A 20,778-nucleotide genomic window follows, 5' to 3' on the forward strand; every position below is an offset into this window, starting at 1 on the left:
GCATTAAGACCAACATTTGAAGTTGGAGGTCAATCAGCATTAAGACCAACATTTGAAGTTGGAGGTCAATCAGCATTAAGACCAACATTTGAAGTTGGAGGTCAGTCAGCATTAAGACCAACATTTGAAGTTGGAGGTCAGTCAGCATTAAGACCAACATTTGAAGTTGGAGGTCAATCAGCATATTAATACCATAAGATTTTAAAAATTGATATAAATACTTAAAAAGTATATTAAATTTAAAAAAAAATAAATCCTCACTAAGTGAGGATTTTTTTTGCGTTTTTTTGTATTTTAGCGATTTAATTATATCTATGAATAATAATATCTTTTTTTATTTGATTCTTTTTTTTGTTTTTTTTAGCTGTAATAATGATAGAAATCACAATAAAAACTTATCATTGGATAGTCTCGATATATATATAAAATATTCAGATAGTATTAGAATTAAAAAAGAAATAAGAAATGAATTTTCAAATAAAGCATTTGAAATTTTATCAAATAGGAATGATAGTTTAAGCAGAAAAAAAATATTTAGAATTGCGCAAAATTATTCTGAATTAAAAAATGATAAAGAATTTTATAAGATTACTAGATTTTTAATTTCTAACACAAATTCCAAATTAGAAAAAAAACTTCTGGCTAAAACTTATAATTTAATTGCAAATAAGTATATTGATGTTGGAAGAAATGATAGTGCTTTTATTTTTTTAATTAAATCAGAAAAAATCTTTAAAACTTTAAATGACAGCATTTCATTTGGTAAAAATTATCTTGAAAAAGCGTATGTCCAATTTAATGAAAGTGATTATTTTGGTTGTGAACAATCATCAAGCTTTGCTTTATCATACATAAAAAACACAGATGATTATAAAAACATTTATAACGCTTACACATATATTGGTATAAGTTCAAATGAATTGAAAAATTATAATAATGCGTTAACTTATCACTTTAAGGCATTAGATATTGCAACTGAACATAAATTTAATAACGAATTGCACCTACTATCAAGGACACAAAATAATATTGGAGTTGTTTATCAAAATTTGAACGAACATAATAATGCTTTAAGTTACTTTAAATTGGGAATTAACGAGAAAAATTTGGTAAAAGACTCTCCAGATTTATATTCAATGTTATTAGACAATTATGCATATTCTAAATTTAAAATTAATGATTTTAAAGAATTACCTAAATTGTTTCTCAATTCGATTGAAATTTCAAAAAATAATGGTTTTATAAAAGGATTATTTTTGAATAAAATTCATCTTTCAGAATATTATTATTATATAAATGATTCTATAAATTCAATAAAATATGCTCAAGAAGCGCTTTCCACATCTAAGTTAACAAAAATATCTGGAGACATTTTAGCTTCATTAAAACAACTTTCAATTGTTGAAAAAGTCAATTCTGCAAAATATTCTAAAGAGTATATTAAAATTAGTGATAGTATACTGGTTGCAGAAAGAAATTCATTAGATCGTTTTGCTCGATTGCAATATGAAACCGAAGAACTTCGCCAAGAAAACTTCAACATTATAGAGCAAAACTCTATAGTACTCAATTTTTTATTAGCGATAGTTTTATTTTCTGGGCTTTTATTTTTTATTAGGTACCAGCGTTTGCGAGAAAGAACTGTTGAACTTAAACAATCACAAAATATAGCCAACGAGGAAATATACCGACTTATTATTTCGCATCAAAACAAACTCGAAGAAGGTCGCGATTATGAAAAACAACGTTTGTCTAAAGAACTTCATGATGGTGTGCTTGGGCGTTTGTTTGGCTTGCGCCTAAACCTTGATGGCCTTAACAGCTTTGATGATAAAATTGCCAAAGAAGAACGTCTTAAATGTCTTAATGAATTGCAAATTATTGAACAAGATTTAAGAGAAATCTCTCACGAACTGAGTAGAGAAAATCTAGAACTTATAAATAATTTTGTAGCAATCATAAATTCGCTTGTAGAACAACAAATTAAAATTAATACTGCCAAAACGCAACTTATTATCGCCGAAGATATAATTTGGGATGAAATAAGCAATGTTGTTAAAATTAATATTTATAGAATTGTTCAAGAAGGATTTCAAAATATTAATAAACACGCCAATGCCAATAACATTTTAGTCCATTTAAGAAAAGATAAGTATGGCAATCTTTTGTTTAATGTTGAAGATGATGGTGTCGGAATAGATACCGATAGCAAAAAAAATGATGGTATCGGTTTTAAAAATATTATTTCAAGAGTACAAAGTTGTCAAGGAGAAATAGAAATTAAATCAGAAACTGGTAAAGGTTCAAAATTAATTATTACCTTTCCGCCCAACAAAGAAACCCCAAATAGCATTCAATAATATGGCTCAAATCGTTAATATTCTAATTGTAGATGATCATCACTTTATTATTCAAGGATATACAAATGCAATAATAAGATTTCCCAACAAGAAATATGAATTCACTATAACCAGAGCAGCCGATTGTAAAGAAGCTTATGAAAAGATAATGAATCAAGATGGTTTGGTATTTGATCTTGCTTTGCTAGATATAAGCATGCCTGCTTATACAGATAAAAATCTTGAATCGGGTGAAGATATTGCAAAATTACTAAACCAACATTCGCCAGATTGTAAAATTGTTTTACTAACAATGCATTCAGAACGTTTGAAAGCCGAAAAAATTATTGAAGAAATAAATCCACTTGGGTTGATAATAAAAAATGATTTGACCTACGATATTATGCTAATGTTGCTTGCAACAGTTTTAAAAGGTCAAATTTATTATAGCGATTCTGTAATTAAATTTTTAAACATGCAACAAAAAGAAAAAGTTTATGTTGATGTTTTTGACAAACAAATATTGCATTTTTTAAATAAAGGTATAAAAGCAGATGATGTTGCACTATATGTTTCACTATCGTCAAGTTCGGTTAAAAAACGAATCGAATTGATGAAAATACTTTTAGATAAAAAAGGTATTAAAAACGATGAATTAGTTAGAATTGCCAACGAAAACGGTATGATGATAAAATAAAAAAAATTCTCTCAAAAACGGAGAGAATTTTTTTTTATTCTTCCAAAGCATTCCAACCACGAGCTTTTAGAGGAATTTTAGTATTGGCTCTTGTTATCAAATGAATTCCTTCGCTTTCTTGAACAATATGACCAATTACTGTAAAATTGGGATTTGCTTTTATTTTTTCAAAATCTAGTTGAGCAATTGTAAATAACAATTCATAATCTTCGCCACCATTTATAGCAACAGTTGTACTATCAATATTAAATTCTTCGCATACATTAATAAATTGTGGATCAACAGGAATTTTATCTTCATAAAGATTGCAACCCACTTTACTTTGTTTACAAACATGAATAATTTCAGACGACAATCCATCAGAAATATCAATCATAGAAGTGGGTTTTACTTCTAGTTTTTCTAGTAAATCTTTAATGTCATGACGAGCTTCTGGACGCAATTGTCTTTCAATTAAATAAGTGTAAGCATCCAAATCGGGTTGGTTGTTTGGGTTTACTTGAAACACTTGTTTTTCTCGTTCAAGAACTTGTAATCCCATATAAGCCGAACCTAAATCGCCAGAAACCACTAGTAAATCACCTTCTTTTGCACCATTTCTATATACAATTTCGTTTTCATTGGCTTCACCAATTGCTGTAATCGAAATAATTAATCCTTTTTGAGATGAAGTTGTGTCGCCACCAATAACATCTACATTATAAAATTTTGAAGCAAGTGTAATTCCGTCAAATAATTCTTCAAGAGCTTCAAGCGGAAAACGATTAGAAACCGCCACCGAAACTGTAATTTGAGTTGGCTTGGCATTCATAGCACAAATATCTGATATATTTACCACAACTGCTTTGTAGCCCAAATGTCGCAATGGCATGTAGGATAAATCGAAATGCACACCTTCAATCAATAAATCGGTAGAAATTACAATTTTTTTATCTTTAAAATCCAAAACCGCAGCATCATCGCCAATACTTTTTATAGTTGAGGTGTTTTTTACATCAAAATTTTTAGTCAAATGTTCTATAAGTCCAAATTCACCCAATTGAGAAAGTGAAGTTCTTTGTGGAGTTTTATCTTCTATCATTTTGCAAAGGTACGAAGGTTTTTTGTTTGCCACAAAGCCACGAAGTCACTAAGTTTTTTTTAAAACTTGTCATTTCGACCTTTTGGGAGAAATTACATAATACAAGTAAACTTTTTTGGATAATTTTTGTTTGCCACAAAGTCACGAAGCCACTAAGTTTTTTTAAAACTTGTCATTTCGAACTTTTGGGAGAAACCAAATAATACAAGTAAACTTTTTTGGATAATTTTTGTTTGCCACAAAGCCACAAAGCCACTAAGTTTTTTTTTTAAAGTTGTCATTTCGACCTTTTGGGAGAAATCTCATAATACAAGTAAACTTTTTTGGATAATTTTTGTTTGCCACAAAGTCACGAAGTCACTAAGTTTTTTTTAAAAGTTGTCATTTCGACCTTTTGGGAGAAATCACATAATAAAAATCAGTTTATGAGATGCTACTTCCGAATTTTCGGAATCAGCAGGACAAGATTGTGCTAACAAAAAACCCAACAACGTTAGTCATTGGGTTTTACATTATATTGTACAGACTTTGCAATCTACAGGCGTTGCAACAATGTACAGACGTTGCATTGCAACGTCTGTACATGAATCTAATCATTCAATTTCAAAACAGCCATAAACGCTTCTTGCGGAATTTCTACATTCCCAACTTGACGCATACGTTTTTTTCCTTTTTTCTGTTTTTCTAATAGTTTTCTTTTTCTAGAAATATCACCACCATAACATTTGGCAGTAACATCTTTTCGTAATGCTTTTATAGTTTCGCGAGCAATAATTTTTGCTCCAATTGCAGCTTGAATTGGAATATCAAATTGCTGTCTTGGAATTAACTCACGCAATTTTTCGGTCATCTTTTTACCAATATTATAAGCATTGTCTTCATGAATCAATGCCGAAAGCGCATCAACCGTTTGACCATTTAACAAAACATCTAATCTAACTAATTTGGATGTTCGCATTCCAATTGGCGAATAATCAAACGAAGCATAACCTTTAGAAACCGTTTTTAATCTATCATAAAAATCGAAAACTATTTCTGCCAAAGGCATATCAAAATTGAGTTCAACTCGTTCAGTTGTTAAATAAGTTTGGTTGGTAATTACACCACGCTTTTCTATACACAAACCCATTACATTTCCAACATAATCGGCTTTTGTAATAATTGTTGCCTTAATATATGGTTCTTCAACTCTATCTAAACGAGATGGTTCAGGTAAATCTGTCGGATTGTTTACTATAAATCCAACTTCGGGTTCTTTTTTAGTATAAGCCAAATACGAAACGTTAGGAACAGTAGTAATTACTGTCATATCATATTCTCGTTCCAATCGTTCTTGAATAATTTCAAGATGCAACATGCCTAAAAATCCGCATCTAAAACCAAATCCTAAAGCAGCAGAACTTTCTGGAACAAAAACTAACGAAGCATCATTTAATTGTAATTTTTCCATCGAAGAACGCAAATCTTCATAATCTTCGGTATCAACCGGATAAATTCCGGCAAAAACCATTGGTTTTACATCTTCAAAACCAACAATCATATTGGTTGTAGGTGTTTTTGCATCTGTCAAAGTATCACCAACTTTTACTTCTTTGGCTTCTTTAATTCCAGAAATCAAATAACCAACATCGCCTGTAGAAATAACATTTTTCGGAACTTGATTTAACTTTAATGTACCCACTTCATCGGCAAAATATTCGTTGCCAGTTGCCATAAATTTTATTTTCTGACCTTTTTTGATTTCGCCATTTTTTACTCTAAAAATAACTTCAATACCACGAAACGGATTGTAATGTGAATCGAATATCAATGCTTGTAATGGTTCATCTTTATTACCTTTTGGAGCAGGAATTTTTTCGATAATGGCAGCCAAAATATTTTCGACACCAAAACCAGTTTTTCCCGAAGCATGAATAATATCTTCTAACTTGCAACCTAATAAATCTATAATATCATCGCTAACCTCTTCAGGATTAGCGCTTGGCAAATCAACTTTGTTCAAAACCGGAATAATTTCCAAATCATTATCAAGAGCCAAATATAAGTTCGAAATAGTTTGCGCCTGAATACTTTGTGCCGCATCAACAATCAAAAGCGCACCTTCGCAAGCCGCAATAGATCGCGAAACTTCGTAAGAAAAATCAACGTGACCTGGAGTATCAATAAGATTCAAGATATAATTTTCACCTTTATATTTATATTCCATTTGAATAGCATGACTTTTTATAGTAATGCCACGTTCACGCTCCAAGTCCATATTATCAAGCAATTGCGCTTTTTCTTCACGAGCAGTAACAGTTTGTGTAGCACCAAGTAATCGGTCTGCAAGTGTACTTTTTCCGTGATCAATGTGTGCAATAATGCAAAAATTTCTAATGTTTTTCATTCTATTTTTATGTCTTTTTTGGGCGTTTCCTTCAATCGTACCTCATTCAGGTCGGGCTTTTCGCTGTATCTTTTATTCCATTTCATTACATAAAAGGATGCCGCTTCAATCCCTAACGCAAACCCACAAATTGGGATTTAACTGCAAATATAAGGTAAAACTTTCTATTGTTTATTGAGAGTCAATCTCATAATACTTAAAAAACTAAAAATCAGAAATAAGTAAACTAAAAATTTATATATTTGTTTAATAAAAAAATATAATTTATGAATGCAATTCAAGATATAATAGTTAGAAATCCAGCAATAATGCATGGAAAACCAATTATTAAAGGAACAAGAATTACTGTTGAATTAATTTTAAAAAAATTAGCTGAAGGAGCAACTGTTATTGATTTATTAAAAAATTATCCACAAATTAACACAAAACAAATTTTAGCTTCTTTAGATTATGCAGCAAACATTATCAGTAACGAAGAACTTTTAGACGTTTAAATGATAATTGCAGACGAGAATATTCCTTTGCAAATGATTGAGAAATTAATAGATAATAAAATCGAAGTTATTTCTATTTATAAAAATTATAGAGGAATTTCTGATGTTGAAATTATTGATTTAGCTCAAAATCCACCAAAAGTAATCCTTACCGAAGATAAAGATTTTGGAGATTTAATTTTTGCATATAATCATAAACAAGTAAGTGTAGTTTTATTAAGATATCACTATTTAGAATTTGAAAAAATAACTACAATTTTACTAAATTTTTTACAAAATCATAGTATCGAACAGCATTCATTTATTGTAATTTCTACAAAAACAATTAGAATAAGGAAAATATAAACCTTTTTTTATTTTCTATCTTTGCAAAAAACAATTTCATGCCCAAAATAGGCAACATCATATTACCCGATTTTCCGTTACTACTTGCACCAATGGAAGATGTGAGCGATCCACCATTTCGTAGATTGTGCAAATTGCATGGTGCCGATTTAATGTACTCCGAATTTATATCATCTGAAGGATTAATTCGTGATGCCATGAAAAGCAAAATGAAGTTGGATATTTTTGATTATGAACGTCCAGTAGGAATCCAAATATTTGGTGGCGATGAAGAAGCCATGGAAATGTCAGCACGTATTGTTGATGCTGTTCAACCCGATTTAGTTGATATAAATTTTGGTTGTCCGGTAAAAAAAGTGGTTTGTAAAGGTGCTGGCGCAGGCGTTTTGAAAGATGTTGATTTAATGATTCGATTGACTAAATCGGTAATTAAAGGAACCAGTCTTCCGGTAACAGTAAAAACACGTTTAGGTTGGGACGAAAATTCTATCAATATTGATGAAGTTGCCGAGCGTTTACAAGATATAGGAGTACAAGCACTTACAGTTCATGCAAGAACTCGAGCACAAATGTATAAAGGAAGTGCCGATTGGAGTCATATTCAAAGAATAAAAAACAATCCAAGAATTACAATGCCCATTTTTGGAAATGGCGATATCGATTCGGTAGAAAAAGCATTAGAATATAAAAATAAATATGGTCTTGACGGCATGATGATTGGTCGCGCTGCAATTGGTTATCCCTGGATTTTTAATGGAATAAAACATTATTTCAAAACTGGAGAACATTTGCCAAAACCTACAATAATAGATAGAGTTGAAGCCGCAAGAAATCATTTAACTTGGTCAATGGATTGGAAAGGAGAACGCGTTGGAATTGTTGAAATGCGAAGACATTACACTAACTATTTTAAAGGAATCCCTAATTTTAAAGAACACAGATTAAAACTAGTTACTCTAGAAACTGCAGAAGGATTATTTCAAGCTTTGAATGAAATTGAAGAAGTTTATTTAGGTTTTTCGTTTGTTTAATCTAATAATTTTTTACTAACACGACTACTTGCAATTAAACTTGCAATAAATCCAAGCGATACAATTGTTAAAAAGACTATTATTATATTTTGAACTGAAAAAACAACCGGATAAGCCAATGATTCAGTAATCATAATCAATTGAAATTGTTGTTGTATAATTACTATAATAATTCCTAAAAGCAATCCTATAAATCCACCAAAAACACTCAATAAAGTTCCTTGAAGAAGGAATATTTTTCGTAAATCTCTTATCTCTGTTCCTAAATTATATAGTGTTATTAAATTGGCTTTTTTATCTAAAATCATCATGATTAACGCACCAATTAAATTAAAAAGTGCAATAATAATTACCAAAGTAAAGATTAAATAAATGGCAATATTTTCAGTATTTAACATTTTGTGTAATGTTGCATTTAGTTCAGCTCTGTTTTTTACTTTTACCTTTTTATTTAATGTTTTTTCAATTTGAGAGACAACATCTCCTTCATTAAAATTTGGTTTAGTTTTAAATTCTATTCCAGAAATTTGATTGAGTTTATATTCTAATAATTCTTGAGCCAAACTCAAATCTGAAAACACATATTTAGAATCTAATTCTTCATTAATTGCATAAATTCCAACCGGAATAATAACCGATTTATTAAAAGCTTCATCTGGATTCATTGACATATTTCCTTTTCCTGGACGAGGAACATATACTTCAAACGGATTATTAAAATCAAATAAACCCAAAGATAATTTTTCTGAAATTCCATAACCTATTACTACTTGATAAGTATTGGGTTTTAACCATTGTCCGTTAAAAAGTTTTTGAGAAGCTTTGTTTACTTTTACAAAATTTTCATCAACACCTTTTAAATATGTAATTTTTTGTTTGCCATTAAAAGAAAAAAGAACTTGTTCTTCAACAATCTTACTATAACTTGCAATTCCATCAATATTTTTAATTTCTTTTTCTTGTTGTTCAGAAATAAAAAAGGATTTTCCTATAAGAGGATTTGCTTTTAAATCGGGATCAAAATCATTAGCAAATGACAAGCTAAAATCGCGCAAGCCACTAAAAACAGAAAGCACAACAAACAAAGCCATTGTTCCAACAATTACTCCTGAAGAAGCAATGCCATTGATGATATTGATGGCAGTACTCTTGCTAAAAGTAAAAAGATAACGCTTGGCTATGTAAAGAGGAAAATTCAATTACGCTTTCTTACGTTTTTCTAATAAATCACGATTTTCAATAGGGTTTTCTTTTTGAGAAAGTGCATTGTCAATTTTTTCAATATAATCTAAAGAATCATCAATATAAAATGAAAGATTTGGCACTTTTCGCAACTGCAACTTTACTCTTTGTGATAAATCATGTTTTATCAAAGACATATTAGATTTTACAGCAGTCAATATTTCTTGCGCTCTGTCTGTTGGAAAAACACTTAAATATACTCTAGCAACACCTAAATCAGTTGTTACAATTACTTTAGAAACCGAAATTATCAAATTTGTAAGTCCGTTTTTTCTCACTTCACCTTGAAGAATATCTACCAAATCATTTTGAAGTACGCTTCCAATTTTTTTCTGTCTGTTTGTTTCCATATTGCAAAAATACAATTTTTTTAGAGCCACAAAGTCACAAAGTCACAAAGTTTGTCATTTCGAAATTTTTTCTAAAAAAGAATTTAATCAGCTAAGTCTATTTTTTAGGTTTGCTATTATATGATAACTTATAAAAATTCATATTTTTACAAAATCTTTGAGACTTAGCGCCTTTGTGGCAAAACACAAAATGAGAAAAATAGAACATATAGGAATTGCAGTAAAAAATTTAGAATCATCCAATTTGCTATTCGAAAAATTATTTGGAGCAGCAGCTTATAAACAAGAAGAAGTTATAAGTGAAGGTGTAAAAACATCTTTTTTTATGAACGGACCAAATAAAATAGAGCTACTTGAAGCAACTAATCAAGAAAGTCCAATTGCAAAATTCATTGAAAAAAAAGGCGAAGGAATACATCATGTTGCCTTTGAGGTAAAAGACATTGTTGCCGAAATGGAACGTTTAAAAAAAGAAGGGTTTATCCTGTTAAATGAAATTCCAAAAAAAGGAGCAGATAATAAACTGGTTGCTTTTTTACATCCAAAGACAACTAATGGTGTGCTAATAGAGTTGTGTCAAGAGATTGAAGAATAGAATTGATATCTAGACAATTATAAAGTTTTAATGTTTTTGATTACTCAAATTGCTTAAAACACTTGCGATAAATTAAAAATAGTAGTAATATTGCAACCTAATAATCGGTCCTATAGCTCATTCGGTTAGAGCAACTGACTCATAATCAGTAGGTGCTTGGTTCGATTCCAAGTGGGACCACAATTAAAAGACTTCTTTAATGAAGTCTTTTTTTTATTAGATAAAACTAAAATCAACTTTTTTACGTTCATTATAAAAACAAGTGATGTTAAAAGTTAAATAAATGTCATTTAATTACTACATCACTCAAATAATAAGACAAATAATTTTGATAAAGAGAATTTTTTTTTACTTTTACGCCCTATGAGAATTGTCCCAAGTAAATTGTTTATAGGATTAACAGCTTTGTTTTGTTGTAATTCAATGCTAGCTGCACCTAATCCGCCACCTCCAATTCCGCCACCTCCAGGTTTGCCGATTGATGGAGGTGTATTTGTATTGGTATTTATATCAATTGTTTTTGCATATTATAAATTGTATTATATAAAAAAAGCTTCAAATTAATTTGAAGCTTTTTATTTTTATATAAAAAACTATTCTTTTTTCATGAGGTTTAGTTTTGTAATGTATTTTCCAATCACATCGAATTCTAAATTAATTTTTGTGCCAACTTTAAAATTCTTGAAGTTTGTATGCACATAAGTATAAGGTATAATTGCAACACTAAACTGTTTGTCTTTTGAATTCACAACCGTTAGACTAACACCATTTATAGTAATTGAACCTTTTTCTATAGTTATATTGTTAATGCATTCATCATATTCAAAAGTGTATAACCAACTACCATTAGTTTCTTCTATTGATTTGCAAATTCCTATTTGATCAACATGACCCTGAACGATATGTCCATCAAGACGATCTCCAAGTTTCATTGCGCGTTCAAGATTAATAATATCGTTTACACACCAATCGCCAACATTGGTTTTGTCAATAGTTTCCTTTATTGCGGTAACAGTATAGTCATCATTTATTATATTAACTACAGTCAGGCAAACACCATTGTGCGCTATGCTTTGATCTATTTTTAATTCATTTGTAATTAAAGAGTTTACAGTAATATGTAGGTTTTCCTCTTCTTTTTGAATGACTTTTATTATTCCTAGTGTTTCTATAATTCCTGTAAACATTTGTCGTTTTAATTTACTAAATTTGCACTTCAAAATTAGCAATAAATAAGAAGAATACGCCATGAAAAAAGCAGAAAATATAATCGTAGGAATTTCAATTGGAGATTTAAACGGTATTGGAAGCGAAGTAATACTAAAAACATTTGAAGATTCTCGAATGTTAGAATTGTGTACGCCAGTTATTTTTGCTAATGTTAAAGTTTTATCATTCATAAAAAAAAATCTTAATTCTGAAGTTGCTTTGCACGGAATTGATAAAATAGATCAATTAGTAAAAGGAAAGATTAATGTATTGAATGTTTGGAAAGAAGGAGTTGATATCAATTTTGGTCAAAATGATGAAAATGTTGGTAAATATGCCATTAAATCTTTTGTTGAAGCAACAAAGTCATTAAAAGAAGGATTTGTAGACGTGCTTGTTACAGCACCAATAAATAAGTATAACATTCAATCTGAAGACTTTAAATTTCCAGGACACACCGATTATTTAAATAAAGAACTAGAAGGGAATGCCTTGATGCTAATGGTTCAAGACAATTTGAGAGTCGGATTAATTACAGATCATATCCCTGTTAATGAAGTAGCAAAACATTTAACTGAGAAATTAATTATTCAAAAAATCCAAACAATAAACAACACATTAAAGCAAGATTTCAGCATAAATAAACCTAAAATAGCTGTATTAGCGCTCAATCCTCATGCTGGAGATAATGGAGTCATCGGCAAAGAAGATGACGAAATAATTAGACCAACCATAAAAAAAATATTTGAAAGCGGAATTTTAGCGTTTGGACCATATTCTGCCGATGGTTTCTTTGGAAGTGGGCAATATGAAAAGTTTGATGCAGTAATTGCAACATATCATGACCAAGGGTTAATACCATTTAAAACCTTGTCTTTTGGTAAAGGAGTTAATTATACTGCAGGACTAAATAAGATTAGAACATCGCCAGATCATGGAACTGCTTATGAAATTGCAGGAAAAGGATTGGCAGACAACAGTTCTTTTAAAGAAGCAATTTACCTTGCTATTGACATCTATCACTCAAGAAACGAGTATTTAATTTTGTCAAAAAACCCATTAAAAATAAAAGAAAAACAATTAGAAACAAAAAAAGGCACATAACGCTTTTGAATTTACAATAAATTTATATCTTTGCACTCCCAAACCCGAATCTTCGGATTGGACAAATTGATGAAATGATGAAAGTTACAAATGAATTTTTAATTCCATTTATAGGATTAAAGTTAGGGAAACATCAATTTGAATATCAAATAAAAAAAACGTTCTTTGATAGTTTTGATTATCACGAATATGAAAATTGTGATATTAAAGTAAATGTAGTTCTAGAGAAAAAAAGCACCATGTTAGAGCTTCTTTTCAAGCACAAAGGAACAGTAAATGTGCCTTGTGATTTGACAAACGAAATGTTTGATTTACCAATAAAAGGAAAAATTAAATTAGTAGTAAGTTTTGGAGAGGAATTTAATAATGACAATGAAGAAATATTAATTTTACCTCATGGCGAACATCAAATAGATGTTTCTCAATACATTTATGAAATGATTGTGCTTTCGGTTCCTTTAAAAAGAATTCATCCAGGTATAAAAGATGGAACTTTACAGACAGAAACTCTAGAAAATCTAACAAAGCATACCATAAAAGAACAAAAAAAAGAGAATAAAAAAGAAGAAAATATTGACCCACGTTGGGACAAATTAAAGCAACTATTAACGGATAAATAATATAGTAAAATGGCACATCCTAAGAGAAAAATCTCCAAAACAAGAAGAGATAAAAGAAGAACACACTACAAAGCAACGGTAGCTACAATTGCAACTTGTCCAGTAACTGGAGAAGCGCATTTATACCACAGAGCATACTGGCATGAAGGTAAAATGTATTATAGAGGACAAGTAGTTATTGATAAATCAGTAGCTGCTGCATAATTTATTTTTAAATTTACATTTAAACTCTCACTCTGTGAGAGTTTTTTGTTTTTTACAAATAATAATAATAATAAATAACTATTTTTTTTGTAATTTCCACCTCTTTTAAATTTGTATTTTTAAAGAGATTATAAAACAGTAATATGAGTACAATTACAGCCGCAATTACCGCTGTTGGTGGGTATGTTCCAGACTTTATTCTTTCAAACCAAGTATTAGAAACTTTAGTTGATACCAATGACGAATGGATAACAACCAGAACCGGAATAAAAGAAAGAAGATTATTAAAAGAATCTGGAAAAGGAACATCTTATTTAGCAATAAAAGCAGCACAAGACTTAATTAAAAAAAGTAACTTAAATCCTGCTGAAATTGACATAGTCATAATGGCAACCACAACACCAGATATGCCTGTTGCTTCAACCGGAGTTTTTGTTGCGTCACAAATAGGTGCCATAAATGCATTTGCATATGATTTACAAGCAGCATGTTCCAGCTTTCTATTTGGAATGTCTATGGCAGCAGCATATATACAATCAGGAAAATATAAAAAAGTATTATTAATAGGAGCTGATAAAATGTCATCTATTATTGATTATACTGATAGAGCAACTTGTATAATCTTTGGCGATGGTGCAGGAGCAGTTTTATTTGAGCCAAATTACGAAGGACTTGGAGTTCAAGATGAAATATTAAAGTCTGATGGAATAGGAAGAGAATATTTAAAAATTGATGCTGGAGGTTCAATATTACCAGCTTCAAAAGAAACCGTAGAAAATAGACAGCATTATGTTTTTCAAGACGGAAAAACAGTTTTTAAATATGCAGTTTCTGGAATGGCAGACGTAAGCGAGAAAATAATGCAACGTAATAATCTTACCAAAGAAGATGTAAATTGGTTAATTGCTCACCAAGCCAACAAAAGAATAATTGATGCTACAGCATCTAGAATTGAACTCGATGAAGAAAAAGTTCTAGTAAATATTCAAAAATACGGAAATACCACTTCAGCAACATTACCTCTTTTATTGAGTGACTTTGAAGATAAATTTAAAAAAGGAGATAACCTTATATTTGCCGCTTTTGGTGGCGGATTTACTTGGGGTTCAATCTATCTTAAATGGGCATATAATAAACAATAAACTATAACTAAATCAAAATAATTATGGATTTAAAAGAAATTCAAAACCTAATCAAATTTGTTTCCAATTCTGGAGTTGCAGAAGTAAAATTAGAAACTGGTGATATTAAAATTACAATTAGAACTACTTTGGAAGGAAATACTCCAGACATAACTTATGTTCAACAAGCGCCAATGCAACAAACAATGAATCAAGCAACTCCTGCTCAACAGCAAGTTCCAGTTCAGCCAGTTGTTTCAGCACCAGTAGTAGTTGCAGATGAAACCTCTAAATATGTTACTATTAAATCTCCAATGATTGGAACTTTTTACAGAAAACCAGCTCCAGACAAACCAGCTTTTGCTGAAGTTGGAACCTCAATTTCTAAAGGTGATGTTCTTTGTGTAGTTGAAGCAATGAAATTGTTTAACGAAATTGAATCAGAAATTTCAGGAAAAATCGTAAAAATTCTAGTAGATGATATGTCTCCAGTAGAATTTGACCAACCATTATTCTTAGTTGATCCATCGTAAAGTTATTTTAAATTTTAAATTTTGAATTATGAATTTTGTTCATTATTCAATCTAATCCATTTAAAATTTATAATTTACAATTTAATATAATAATAAGATGTTTAAAAAAATATTAATTGCCAATAGAGGTGAAATTGCTCTTAGAGTAATTAGAACCTGTAGAGAAATGGGAATAAAAACAGTAGCGGTTTATTCTACTGCTGATGCCGAAAGTTTACATGTTAAATTTGCAGACGAAGCAGTTTGTATTGGTCCGCCACCAAGTAATTTATCCTATTTGAAAATGTCAAATATTATTGCAGCTGCCGAAATTACTAATGCAGATGCAATTCATCCAGGATATGGTTTTCTTTCAGAGAATTCTAAATTTTCTAAAATTTGTCAAGAACATGGAATCAAATTCATCGGAGCATCTCCAGAAATGATTGATAGAATGGGAGATAAGGCATCTGCAAAATCTACAATGATAGAAGCAGGAGTACCATGCGTTCCAGGTTCTGTAGGTATTTTAGAATCTTATGAAGAAGCTGAAAAAATAGCCAATGAATTTGGTTATCCAGTAATGCTAAAAGCAACTGCTGGTGGCGGAGGAAAAGGCATGAGAGCTGTGTGGAAGCAAGATGATTTATTGAAAGCATGGGAAAGCGCAAGACAAGAATCAGCTGCGGCTTTTGGAAATGATGGAATGTACCTTGAGAAATTAATTGAAGAACCACGACATATAGAAATACAAGTTGTAGGAGATTCATATGGAAAAGCATGCCATTTATCTGAAAGAGATTGTTCTGTTCAAAGACGTCATCAAAAACTAACCGAAGAAACACCTTCGCCATTTATGACTGACGAATTACGTCAAAAAATGGGAGAAGCCGCAGTAAAAGCCGCAGAATATATTAAATATGAAGGAGCAGGAACTGTTGAGTTTCTTGTCGATAAACATAGAAACTTCTACTTCATGGAGATGAATACTCGTATTCAAGTTGAACACCCAATCACAGAACAAGTAGTTGATTATGATTTAATTCGTGAACAAATTCTAGTTGCTGCAGGAGTTCCAATTTCAGGAAAAAATTATTTTCCAAACTTGCATGCAATCGAATGTCGTATAAATGCAGAAGATCCATACAATGATTTTCGTCCTTCGCCAGGAAAAATCACAGTTTTACATTCGCCTGGAGGACATGGTGTAAGATTGGATACACACGTTTACGCAGGATATACAATTCCGCCAAATTACGACTCCATGATTGCAAAATTAATTACAACTGCGCAAACAAGAGAAGAAGCAATTAGTAAAATGAAACGCGCTTTAGACGAGTTTTATATAGAAGGAATAAAAACTACAATCCCATTTCATAGACAATTAATGGATGAACCAGAATATGTTGCTGGAAATTACACCACTGCATTTATGGACACTTTCAAAATGAAAGAATTGAGTTAAATCATCTAAAACCATTCGTTAGTTCGGATGGTTTTTTTTAACCATTATAATTAATAAAAAACTAAATTCTTCTTAAACCAAAAAAAAACCGTTCATCACTGAACGGTTTTTTTTAATTTCTAAATTTATTTAGATTATGCTTCAAAAGGAATAATAGAAACAAACGACTTATCGCCAGCTTTTTTCTGAAATTTCACAACGCCATCAACTCTTGCATGCAAAGTATGATCTTTACTAATGTAAACGTTTTCACCTGGATTGTGTTTTGAACCTCTTTGTCTTACGATAATGTTACCAGCAATTGCAGCTTGACCACCATATATCTTAACGCCTAAACGTTTTGAATGTGATTCTCTACCATTCTTCGAACTACCGACACCTTTCTTGTGAGCCATGATGTTATAGGTTTTATAGGTTATTAATTAATTAAACAGCTTTACCACCGTTTAATTCATCTTGTAATTTTTTTAATTCGTCCATTTTACCATCAGCAGCTAATTGTGCTTGTTGAGCCCAAGTAGTTGGATCTAAATGTTGTACTTTATTAGTTGATGCGTCAAGAATTTCTTTAACAGAATCAGCAGATGCGGCAGCAAGTTTTGCAAAAGTGTCTATTCCACCAGCAACTAATGCTTCAGCAGCTTTTGGACCAATTCCTTCAATAATTACTAAATCATCACCTTTTTTAGAAGCTTTTACAGCTTTTGGAGCTTTTTCTTCAACAACTTCAACAAGTTTTTCTGCTTTTGGAGCTTTCTCAGCTTTTGGAGCTTCTACTTTTGCTGCAGTTTCGGTTTTTGGAGCTTCCTCTTTTTTAGGAGCAGCTTTTTTTCCACCAGTAGCACTAATTCCTTCAATAAGAATTTGTGTTAAATACTGACGGTGACCGTTTCTTTTTTTGTAACCTTTTCTTCTTTTCTTTTTGAAAACGATTACTTTATCACCTTTTAAGTGTTGTAACACTTTGGCTTCTACTGAAGCACCTTCTATAGCTGGGGCGCCTAAAGTAATGCTTCCATTGTCGTCTAATAAAAGAACTTTATCAAAAGAAACTTTTGACCCTTCTTCATTAGTTAAACGGTGAACATAAACCTTTAAGTCTTTGCTTACTTTAAATTGTTGCCCTGCTATCTCTACGATTGCGTACATAACAAATTGTTTAGTTAATTTTTTTAAGGTTGCAAATATACAAATAAATATTTCTCATGCAACGCTATTTCAAAAAAGTTTTCCTTAAAAATCAGTTTGTTACATTTTTAATTTTTTTCCATCTAAACCTTTAATTAAAACAAATAAAAAAATCTATTTTTGTGTAACAGAATTTGCAATTATTATACTAATTGTACTATACAACTAAAATTTATAGTTTTAATATGAAAAAATCTTTAATCGCTTTAAGTTCAATGCTTATGCTAGGAGGAACAGCTCATGCCCAAAAGGTTGCTTTTGAGGAATATGATTTAGCCAATGGAATGCATGTTATTTTACACAATGATCCATCTGCGCCAGTGGTTATAACTTCGGTTATGTACCATGTTGGTTCTAAAGACGAAAATCCTGAAAGAACAGGATTTGCTCACTTTTTTGAACATTTATTATTTGAAGGTACAGAAAACATCAAACGAGGTGAATGGTTTAAAATTGTAACTGGTAATGGCGGAACCAATAACGCCAACACATCTGACGACAGAACCTATTATTTTGAAGTTTTTCCTTCAAATAATTTAGAATTAGGTTTGTGGATGGAATCTGAACGATTGATGCATCCAGTTATTAATCAAATTGGTGTTGATACTCAAAACGAAGTTGTAAAAGAAGAAAAACGTCTTAGAGTTGATAATTCTCCTTATGGAAGTTGGATTGCACAAGTAAAAAAGAATTTATTTGTTAAACATCCTTACCGTTGGGCAACTATTGGTTCTATGGAACATCTTGATGCTGCAACTTTGGCAGAGTTTCAAGCATTTAATAAAAAATTCTATTCTCCAAACAATTCGGTTTTAGTAGTTGCTGGACAATTAGATATTGCACAAACTAAAGCTTGGATTGAAAAATATTTTGCTCCAATTCCAAGAGGTGTTGATGTTGTAAAGCAAACTTTTGTTGAAGATCCAATTACACAACCATTGAGTGCAAGATATGAAGATCCAAACATTCAAAAACCAATGGTAGTTGCTGCATATAGAACTCCTTCAATGAAAACGCGTGACGCCAGAATATTGGATATGATTTCTACTTATTTAAGTGATGGAAAAAGTTCAAGATTATATAAAAAAATTGTTGATGAAAAGAAAATGGCACTTCAGTTGAGTTCTTTCAATTACAGTCAAGAAGATTATAGTTCTTATATGATTATAGGAATTCCTCAAGGTGATTTTACTGCTGCAGATTTAATTAAAGAAACAGATGAAGAAATTGTAAAAGTTCAAACAGAATTAATATCTGAAAACGATTTGCAAAAATTAAAAAACAAATACGACAATAATTTTGTAAACAGTAATTCATCAGTTGAAGGCGTTGCAGAAAACCTAGCATCATATTACCTATTATATGGTGATGTAAATTTAATTAATACCGAAATAGAAATGTATCGTTCTATTACAAGAGAAGAAATTAGAGATATTGCAAAAAAATATTTAAATCCAAACCAACGATTGATTTTGGATTATGTACCAGCAAAAGACAAAGCTGACTCGAACGAAGGTGAACAGGCGAAGCAAAACAAATAAAATTAAACAAAAATGAGAAAATCAATAATTATATTATCAAGCTTGTTTTTAACGATAACTATGCAAGCACAAAACAGACCACAGCCAAAACCAGGACCAGCTCCAAAAATAAACATTAAAAAACCAGTTTCATTTGTATTACCAAATGGATTAAAAGTTTTAGTGGTTGAAGACCATAAATTACCTAGAGTTTCTTTCAATCTTTCTATAGACAATGCACCTTATGCAGAAGGAAATAAAAAAGGAGTTGACAACCTAACAAGTAGTTTAATTGGAAACGGATCTCAAAAAACTACAAAAGATGTTTTCAATGAAGAAATAGATTTTCTTGGAGCAGAAATTAGTTTTAATTCTGATGGCGCATTTGCAAGCGGATTATCTAAATATTCAAAAAGAATTTTAGAGTTAATGGCAGAAGGTGCATTGAGTCCAAATTTTACACAAGAAGAATTTGATAAAGAAAAAGAAAAACTAATTGAAGGATTAAAAACGCAAGAAAAAAGTGTTCCTGCAGTTGCTGGAAGAGTTGAAAACGTTCTTGTTTATGGAAAAAATCATCCATCAGGAGAATATTTATCAGAAGAAACAATAAATGCAGTTTCTCTATCTGATGTAAAAGCAAATTATGCAACTTATTTTGTGCCGGAAAGAGCTTATCTTGTAGTAATTGGTGATGTAAAATTTAAAGATGCTAAAAAAGCTGTTTCAAATCTTTTCGGTTCTTGGGTAAAAGCCAAAGCACCACAATTGACTTATTCTGCTCCAAGCAATGTTCAATACACACAAATTAATTTTGTTGATATGCCAAATGCAGTTCAATCTGAAATTTCGCTAGTTAATACTGTTAGTTTAAGATTGTCTGATCCAGATTTTTTCCCTGTTATTGTAGCCAATCAAGTTCTTGGTGGCGACTTTAATAGTTATTTAAACATGAACTTACGTGAAGCCCACGGATGGACTTATGGTGCACGTTCAAACGTAGGTTCAAGTAAATATTCTGTTAGTAAATTTAAAGCAAACTCGCAAGTTAGAAATGCAGTAACCGACAGTGCTGTTGTTGAATTCTTAAAAGAAATTAAAAGAATTAGAACAGAAAAAGTAAGCGAAGAAACTTTGAACAATGTAAAAGCAGGTTATGTTGGACGATTTGTAATGCAAGTTGAAAAACCAGCAACAATTGCTCGTTACGCTTTAAATATAGAAACTGAAGGTTTGCCTGCCGATTTTTATGAAAATTATATCAAAAACATTCAA

The 20,778-nt window shown here is 30.7% G+C and carries 23 protein-coding genes and 1 tRNA gene; 17 read left to right on the forward strand and 7 right to left on the reverse strand.

Annotation, left to right across the window (positions count from 1 at the left end):
- From ACH2BO_RS14950 to ACH2BO_RS14960, 3 genes are all read left to right on the forward strand, one after another.
- Window positions 1–189: hypothetical protein (locus ACH2BO_RS14950; RefSeq protein WP_395045533.1), on the forward strand; the 189-nt coding region annotated here is incomplete at its 5' end.
- A 212-nt stretch (window positions 190–401) separates the two neighbouring features.
- On the forward strand, window positions 402–2,360 hold the full coding sequence (locus ACH2BO_RS14955) for a sensor histidine kinase (protein ID WP_395045534.1): 1,959 nt from the start codon (window positions 402–404) through the stop codon (window positions 2,358–2,360).
- 1 nt (window position 2,361) lies between these two features.
- The gene (locus ACH2BO_RS14960) at window positions 2,362–3,036 is read left to right on the forward strand and encodes a response regulator (protein WP_395045535.1); all 675 of its coding nucleotides are present in this window, start codon (window positions 2,362–2,364) and stop codon (window positions 3,034–3,036) included.
- A 34-nt stretch (window positions 3,037–3,070) separates the two neighbouring features.
- Here ACH2BO_RS14960 and thiL read toward each other — a convergent pair whose 3' ends face one another.
- Both thiL and lepA read right to left on the reverse strand, forming a co-directional pair.
- Window positions 3,071–4,117, reverse strand: a complete 1,047-nt coding sequence (gene thiL / locus ACH2BO_RS14965; protein WP_395045536.1) for a thiamine-phosphate kinase — start codon at window positions 4,115–4,117, stop codon at window positions 3,071–3,073.
- Window positions 4,118–4,706: 589 nt separating this feature from the next.
- On the reverse strand, window positions 4,707–6,503 hold the full coding sequence (lepA, locus tag ACH2BO_RS14970) for a translation elongation factor 4 (protein ID WP_395045537.1): 1,797 nt from the start codon (window positions 6,501–6,503) through the stop codon (window positions 4,707–4,709).
- A gap of 266 nt (window positions 6,504–6,769) precedes the next feature.
- Here lepA and ACH2BO_RS14975 point away from each other — a divergent pair, with 266 nt between their 5' ends.
- Genes ACH2BO_RS14975 through dusB form a run of 3 tightly spaced genes read left to right on the forward strand, consistent with a single transcriptional unit; the run spans window position 6,770 to window position 8,373 of the window.
- Entirely contained in the window at window positions 6,770–6,997 is a 228-nt protein-coding gene (locus ACH2BO_RS14975) for a DUF433 domain-containing protein (RefSeq protein ID WP_395045538.1), read from the forward strand.
- On the forward strand, window positions 6,998–7,342 hold the full coding sequence (locus ACH2BO_RS14980; protein WP_395045539.1) for a DUF5615 family PIN-like protein: 345 nt from the start codon (window positions 6,998–7,000) through the stop codon (window positions 7,340–7,342).
- Window positions 7,343–7,380: 38 nt separating this feature from the next.
- Window positions 7,381–8,373: a tRNA dihydrouridine synthase DusB gene (gene dusB / locus ACH2BO_RS14985; protein ID WP_395045540.1), complete on the forward strand. Its 993-nt coding sequence runs from the start codon at window positions 7,381–7,383 to the stop codon at window positions 8,371–8,373.
- Here dusB and ACH2BO_RS14990 read toward each other — a convergent pair.
- On the reverse strand, window positions 8,370–9,572 hold the full coding sequence (locus ACH2BO_RS14990) for an ABC transporter permease (RefSeq protein ID WP_395045541.1): 1,203 nt from the start codon (window positions 9,570–9,572) through the stop codon (window positions 8,370–8,372). The genes dusB and ACH2BO_RS14990 overlap by 4 nt on opposite strands.
- A complete protein-coding gene (gene rbfA, locus ACH2BO_RS14995) occupies window positions 9,573–9,965 on the reverse strand; it encodes a 30S ribosome-binding factor RbfA (protein WP_395045542.1) in 393 nt (130 codons plus the stop codon).
- Window positions 9,966–10,155: 190 nt separating this feature from the next.
- Here rbfA and mce point away from each other — a divergent pair, with 190 nt between their 5' ends.
- From mce to ACH2BO_RS15010, 3 genes are all read left to right on the forward strand, one after another.
- Window positions 10,156–10,560, forward strand: coding sequence for a methylmalonyl-CoA epimerase (mce, locus tag ACH2BO_RS15000; protein ID WP_395045543.1), 405 nt, complete (start codon window positions 10,156–10,158; stop codon window positions 10,558–10,560).
- Between the two features lie 106 nt (window positions 10,561–10,666).
- Window positions 10,667–10,740, forward strand: a tRNA-Ile gene (locus tag ACH2BO_RS15005).
- Between the two features lie 183 nt (window positions 10,741–10,923).
- Complete coding sequence (locus ACH2BO_RS15010) at window positions 10,924–11,124, forward strand: hypothetical protein (protein ID WP_395045544.1); 201 nt, start codon at window positions 10,924–10,926, stop codon at window positions 11,122–11,124.
- Between the two features lie 29 nt (window positions 11,125–11,153).
- Here the strand turns inward: ACH2BO_RS15010 and ACH2BO_RS15015 are convergent, their stop codons facing one another.
- Window positions 11,154–11,747 (reverse strand): riboflavin synthase, encoded by a 594-nt coding sequence (locus ACH2BO_RS15015; protein ID WP_395045545.1) that lies wholly within the window; start codon window positions 11,745–11,747, stop codon window positions 11,154–11,156.
- 61 nt (window positions 11,748–11,808) lie between these two features.
- Between ACH2BO_RS15015 and pdxA the strand changes: the two genes are divergently transcribed.
- The 6 genes from pdxA to accC all read left to right on the forward strand — a co-directional run bounded on the left by pdxA (window position 11,809) and on the right by accC (window position 16,795).
- The gene (gene pdxA, locus ACH2BO_RS15020; protein WP_395045546.1) at window positions 11,809–12,873 is read left to right on the forward strand and encodes a 4-hydroxythreonine-4-phosphate dehydrogenase PdxA; all 1,065 of its coding nucleotides are present in this window, start codon (window positions 11,809–11,811) and stop codon (window positions 12,871–12,873) included.
- A 77-nt stretch (window positions 12,874–12,950) separates the two neighbouring features.
- Entirely contained in the window at window positions 12,951–13,493 is a 543-nt protein-coding gene (locus ACH2BO_RS15025) for a YceD family protein (protein WP_395045553.1), read from the forward strand.
- 9 nt (window positions 13,494–13,502) lie between these two features.
- The gene (rpmF, locus tag ACH2BO_RS15030) at window positions 13,503–13,697 is read left to right on the forward strand and encodes a 50S ribosomal protein L32 (protein ID WP_108902930.1); all 195 of its coding nucleotides are present in this window, start codon (window positions 13,503–13,505) and stop codon (window positions 13,695–13,697) included.
- 143 nt (window positions 13,698–13,840) lie between these two features.
- Complete coding sequence (locus tag ACH2BO_RS15035) at window positions 13,841–14,839, forward strand: beta-ketoacyl-ACP synthase III (RefSeq protein WP_395045547.1); 999 nt, start codon at window positions 13,841–13,843, stop codon at window positions 14,837–14,839.
- Window positions 14,840–14,862: 23 nt separating this feature from the next.
- The gene (gene accB / locus ACH2BO_RS15040; RefSeq protein WP_395045548.1) at window positions 14,863–15,351 is read left to right on the forward strand and encodes an acetyl-CoA carboxylase biotin carboxyl carrier protein; all 489 of its coding nucleotides are present in this window, start codon (window positions 14,863–14,865) and stop codon (window positions 15,349–15,351) included.
- Between the two features lie 97 nt (window positions 15,352–15,448).
- Window positions 15,449–16,795 carry an acetyl-CoA carboxylase biotin carboxylase subunit gene (gene accC, locus ACH2BO_RS15045; protein ID WP_395045549.1) on the forward strand — a complete coding sequence of 449 codons (1,347 nt, stop codon included), beginning with the start codon at window positions 15,449–15,451 and terminating at the stop codon, window positions 16,793–16,795.
- A 134-nt stretch (window positions 16,796–16,929) separates the two neighbouring features.
- Here accC and rpmA read toward each other — a convergent pair whose 3' ends face one another.
- Both rpmA and rplU read right to left on the reverse strand, forming a co-directional pair.
- Window positions 16,930–17,190 carry a 50S ribosomal protein L27 gene (rpmA, locus tag ACH2BO_RS15050; protein ID WP_035127829.1) on the reverse strand — a complete coding sequence of 87 codons (261 nt, stop codon included), beginning with the start codon at window positions 17,188–17,190 and terminating at the stop codon, window positions 16,930–16,932.
- 31 nt (window positions 17,191–17,221) lie between these two features.
- Entirely contained in the window at window positions 17,222–17,944 is a 723-nt protein-coding gene (rplU, locus tag ACH2BO_RS15055) for a 50S ribosomal protein L21 (RefSeq protein ID WP_395045550.1), read from the reverse strand.
- A 224-nt stretch (window positions 17,945–18,168) separates the two neighbouring features.
- Here rplU and ACH2BO_RS15060 point away from each other — a divergent pair, with 224 nt between their 5' ends.
- Together ACH2BO_RS15060 and ACH2BO_RS15065 are read left to right on the forward strand one after the other, a co-directional pair.
- The gene (locus tag ACH2BO_RS15060; RefSeq protein ID WP_395045551.1) at window positions 18,169–19,524 is read left to right on the forward strand and encodes a M16 family metallopeptidase; all 1,356 of its coding nucleotides are present in this window, start codon (window positions 18,169–18,171) and stop codon (window positions 19,522–19,524) included.
- A 12-nt stretch (window positions 19,525–19,536) separates the two neighbouring features.
- A partial coding sequence (locus tag ACH2BO_RS15065; RefSeq protein WP_395045552.1) for a M16 family metallopeptidase occupies window positions 19,537–20,778 on the forward strand: 1,242 nt, incomplete at its 3' end.

Origin of the sequence: Flavobacterium sp., assembly GCF_043773265.1 — a bacterium.
In the GTDB taxonomy this organism is placed as follows: domain Bacteria; phylum Bacteroidota; class Bacteroidia; order Flavobacteriales; family Flavobacteriaceae; genus Flavobacterium.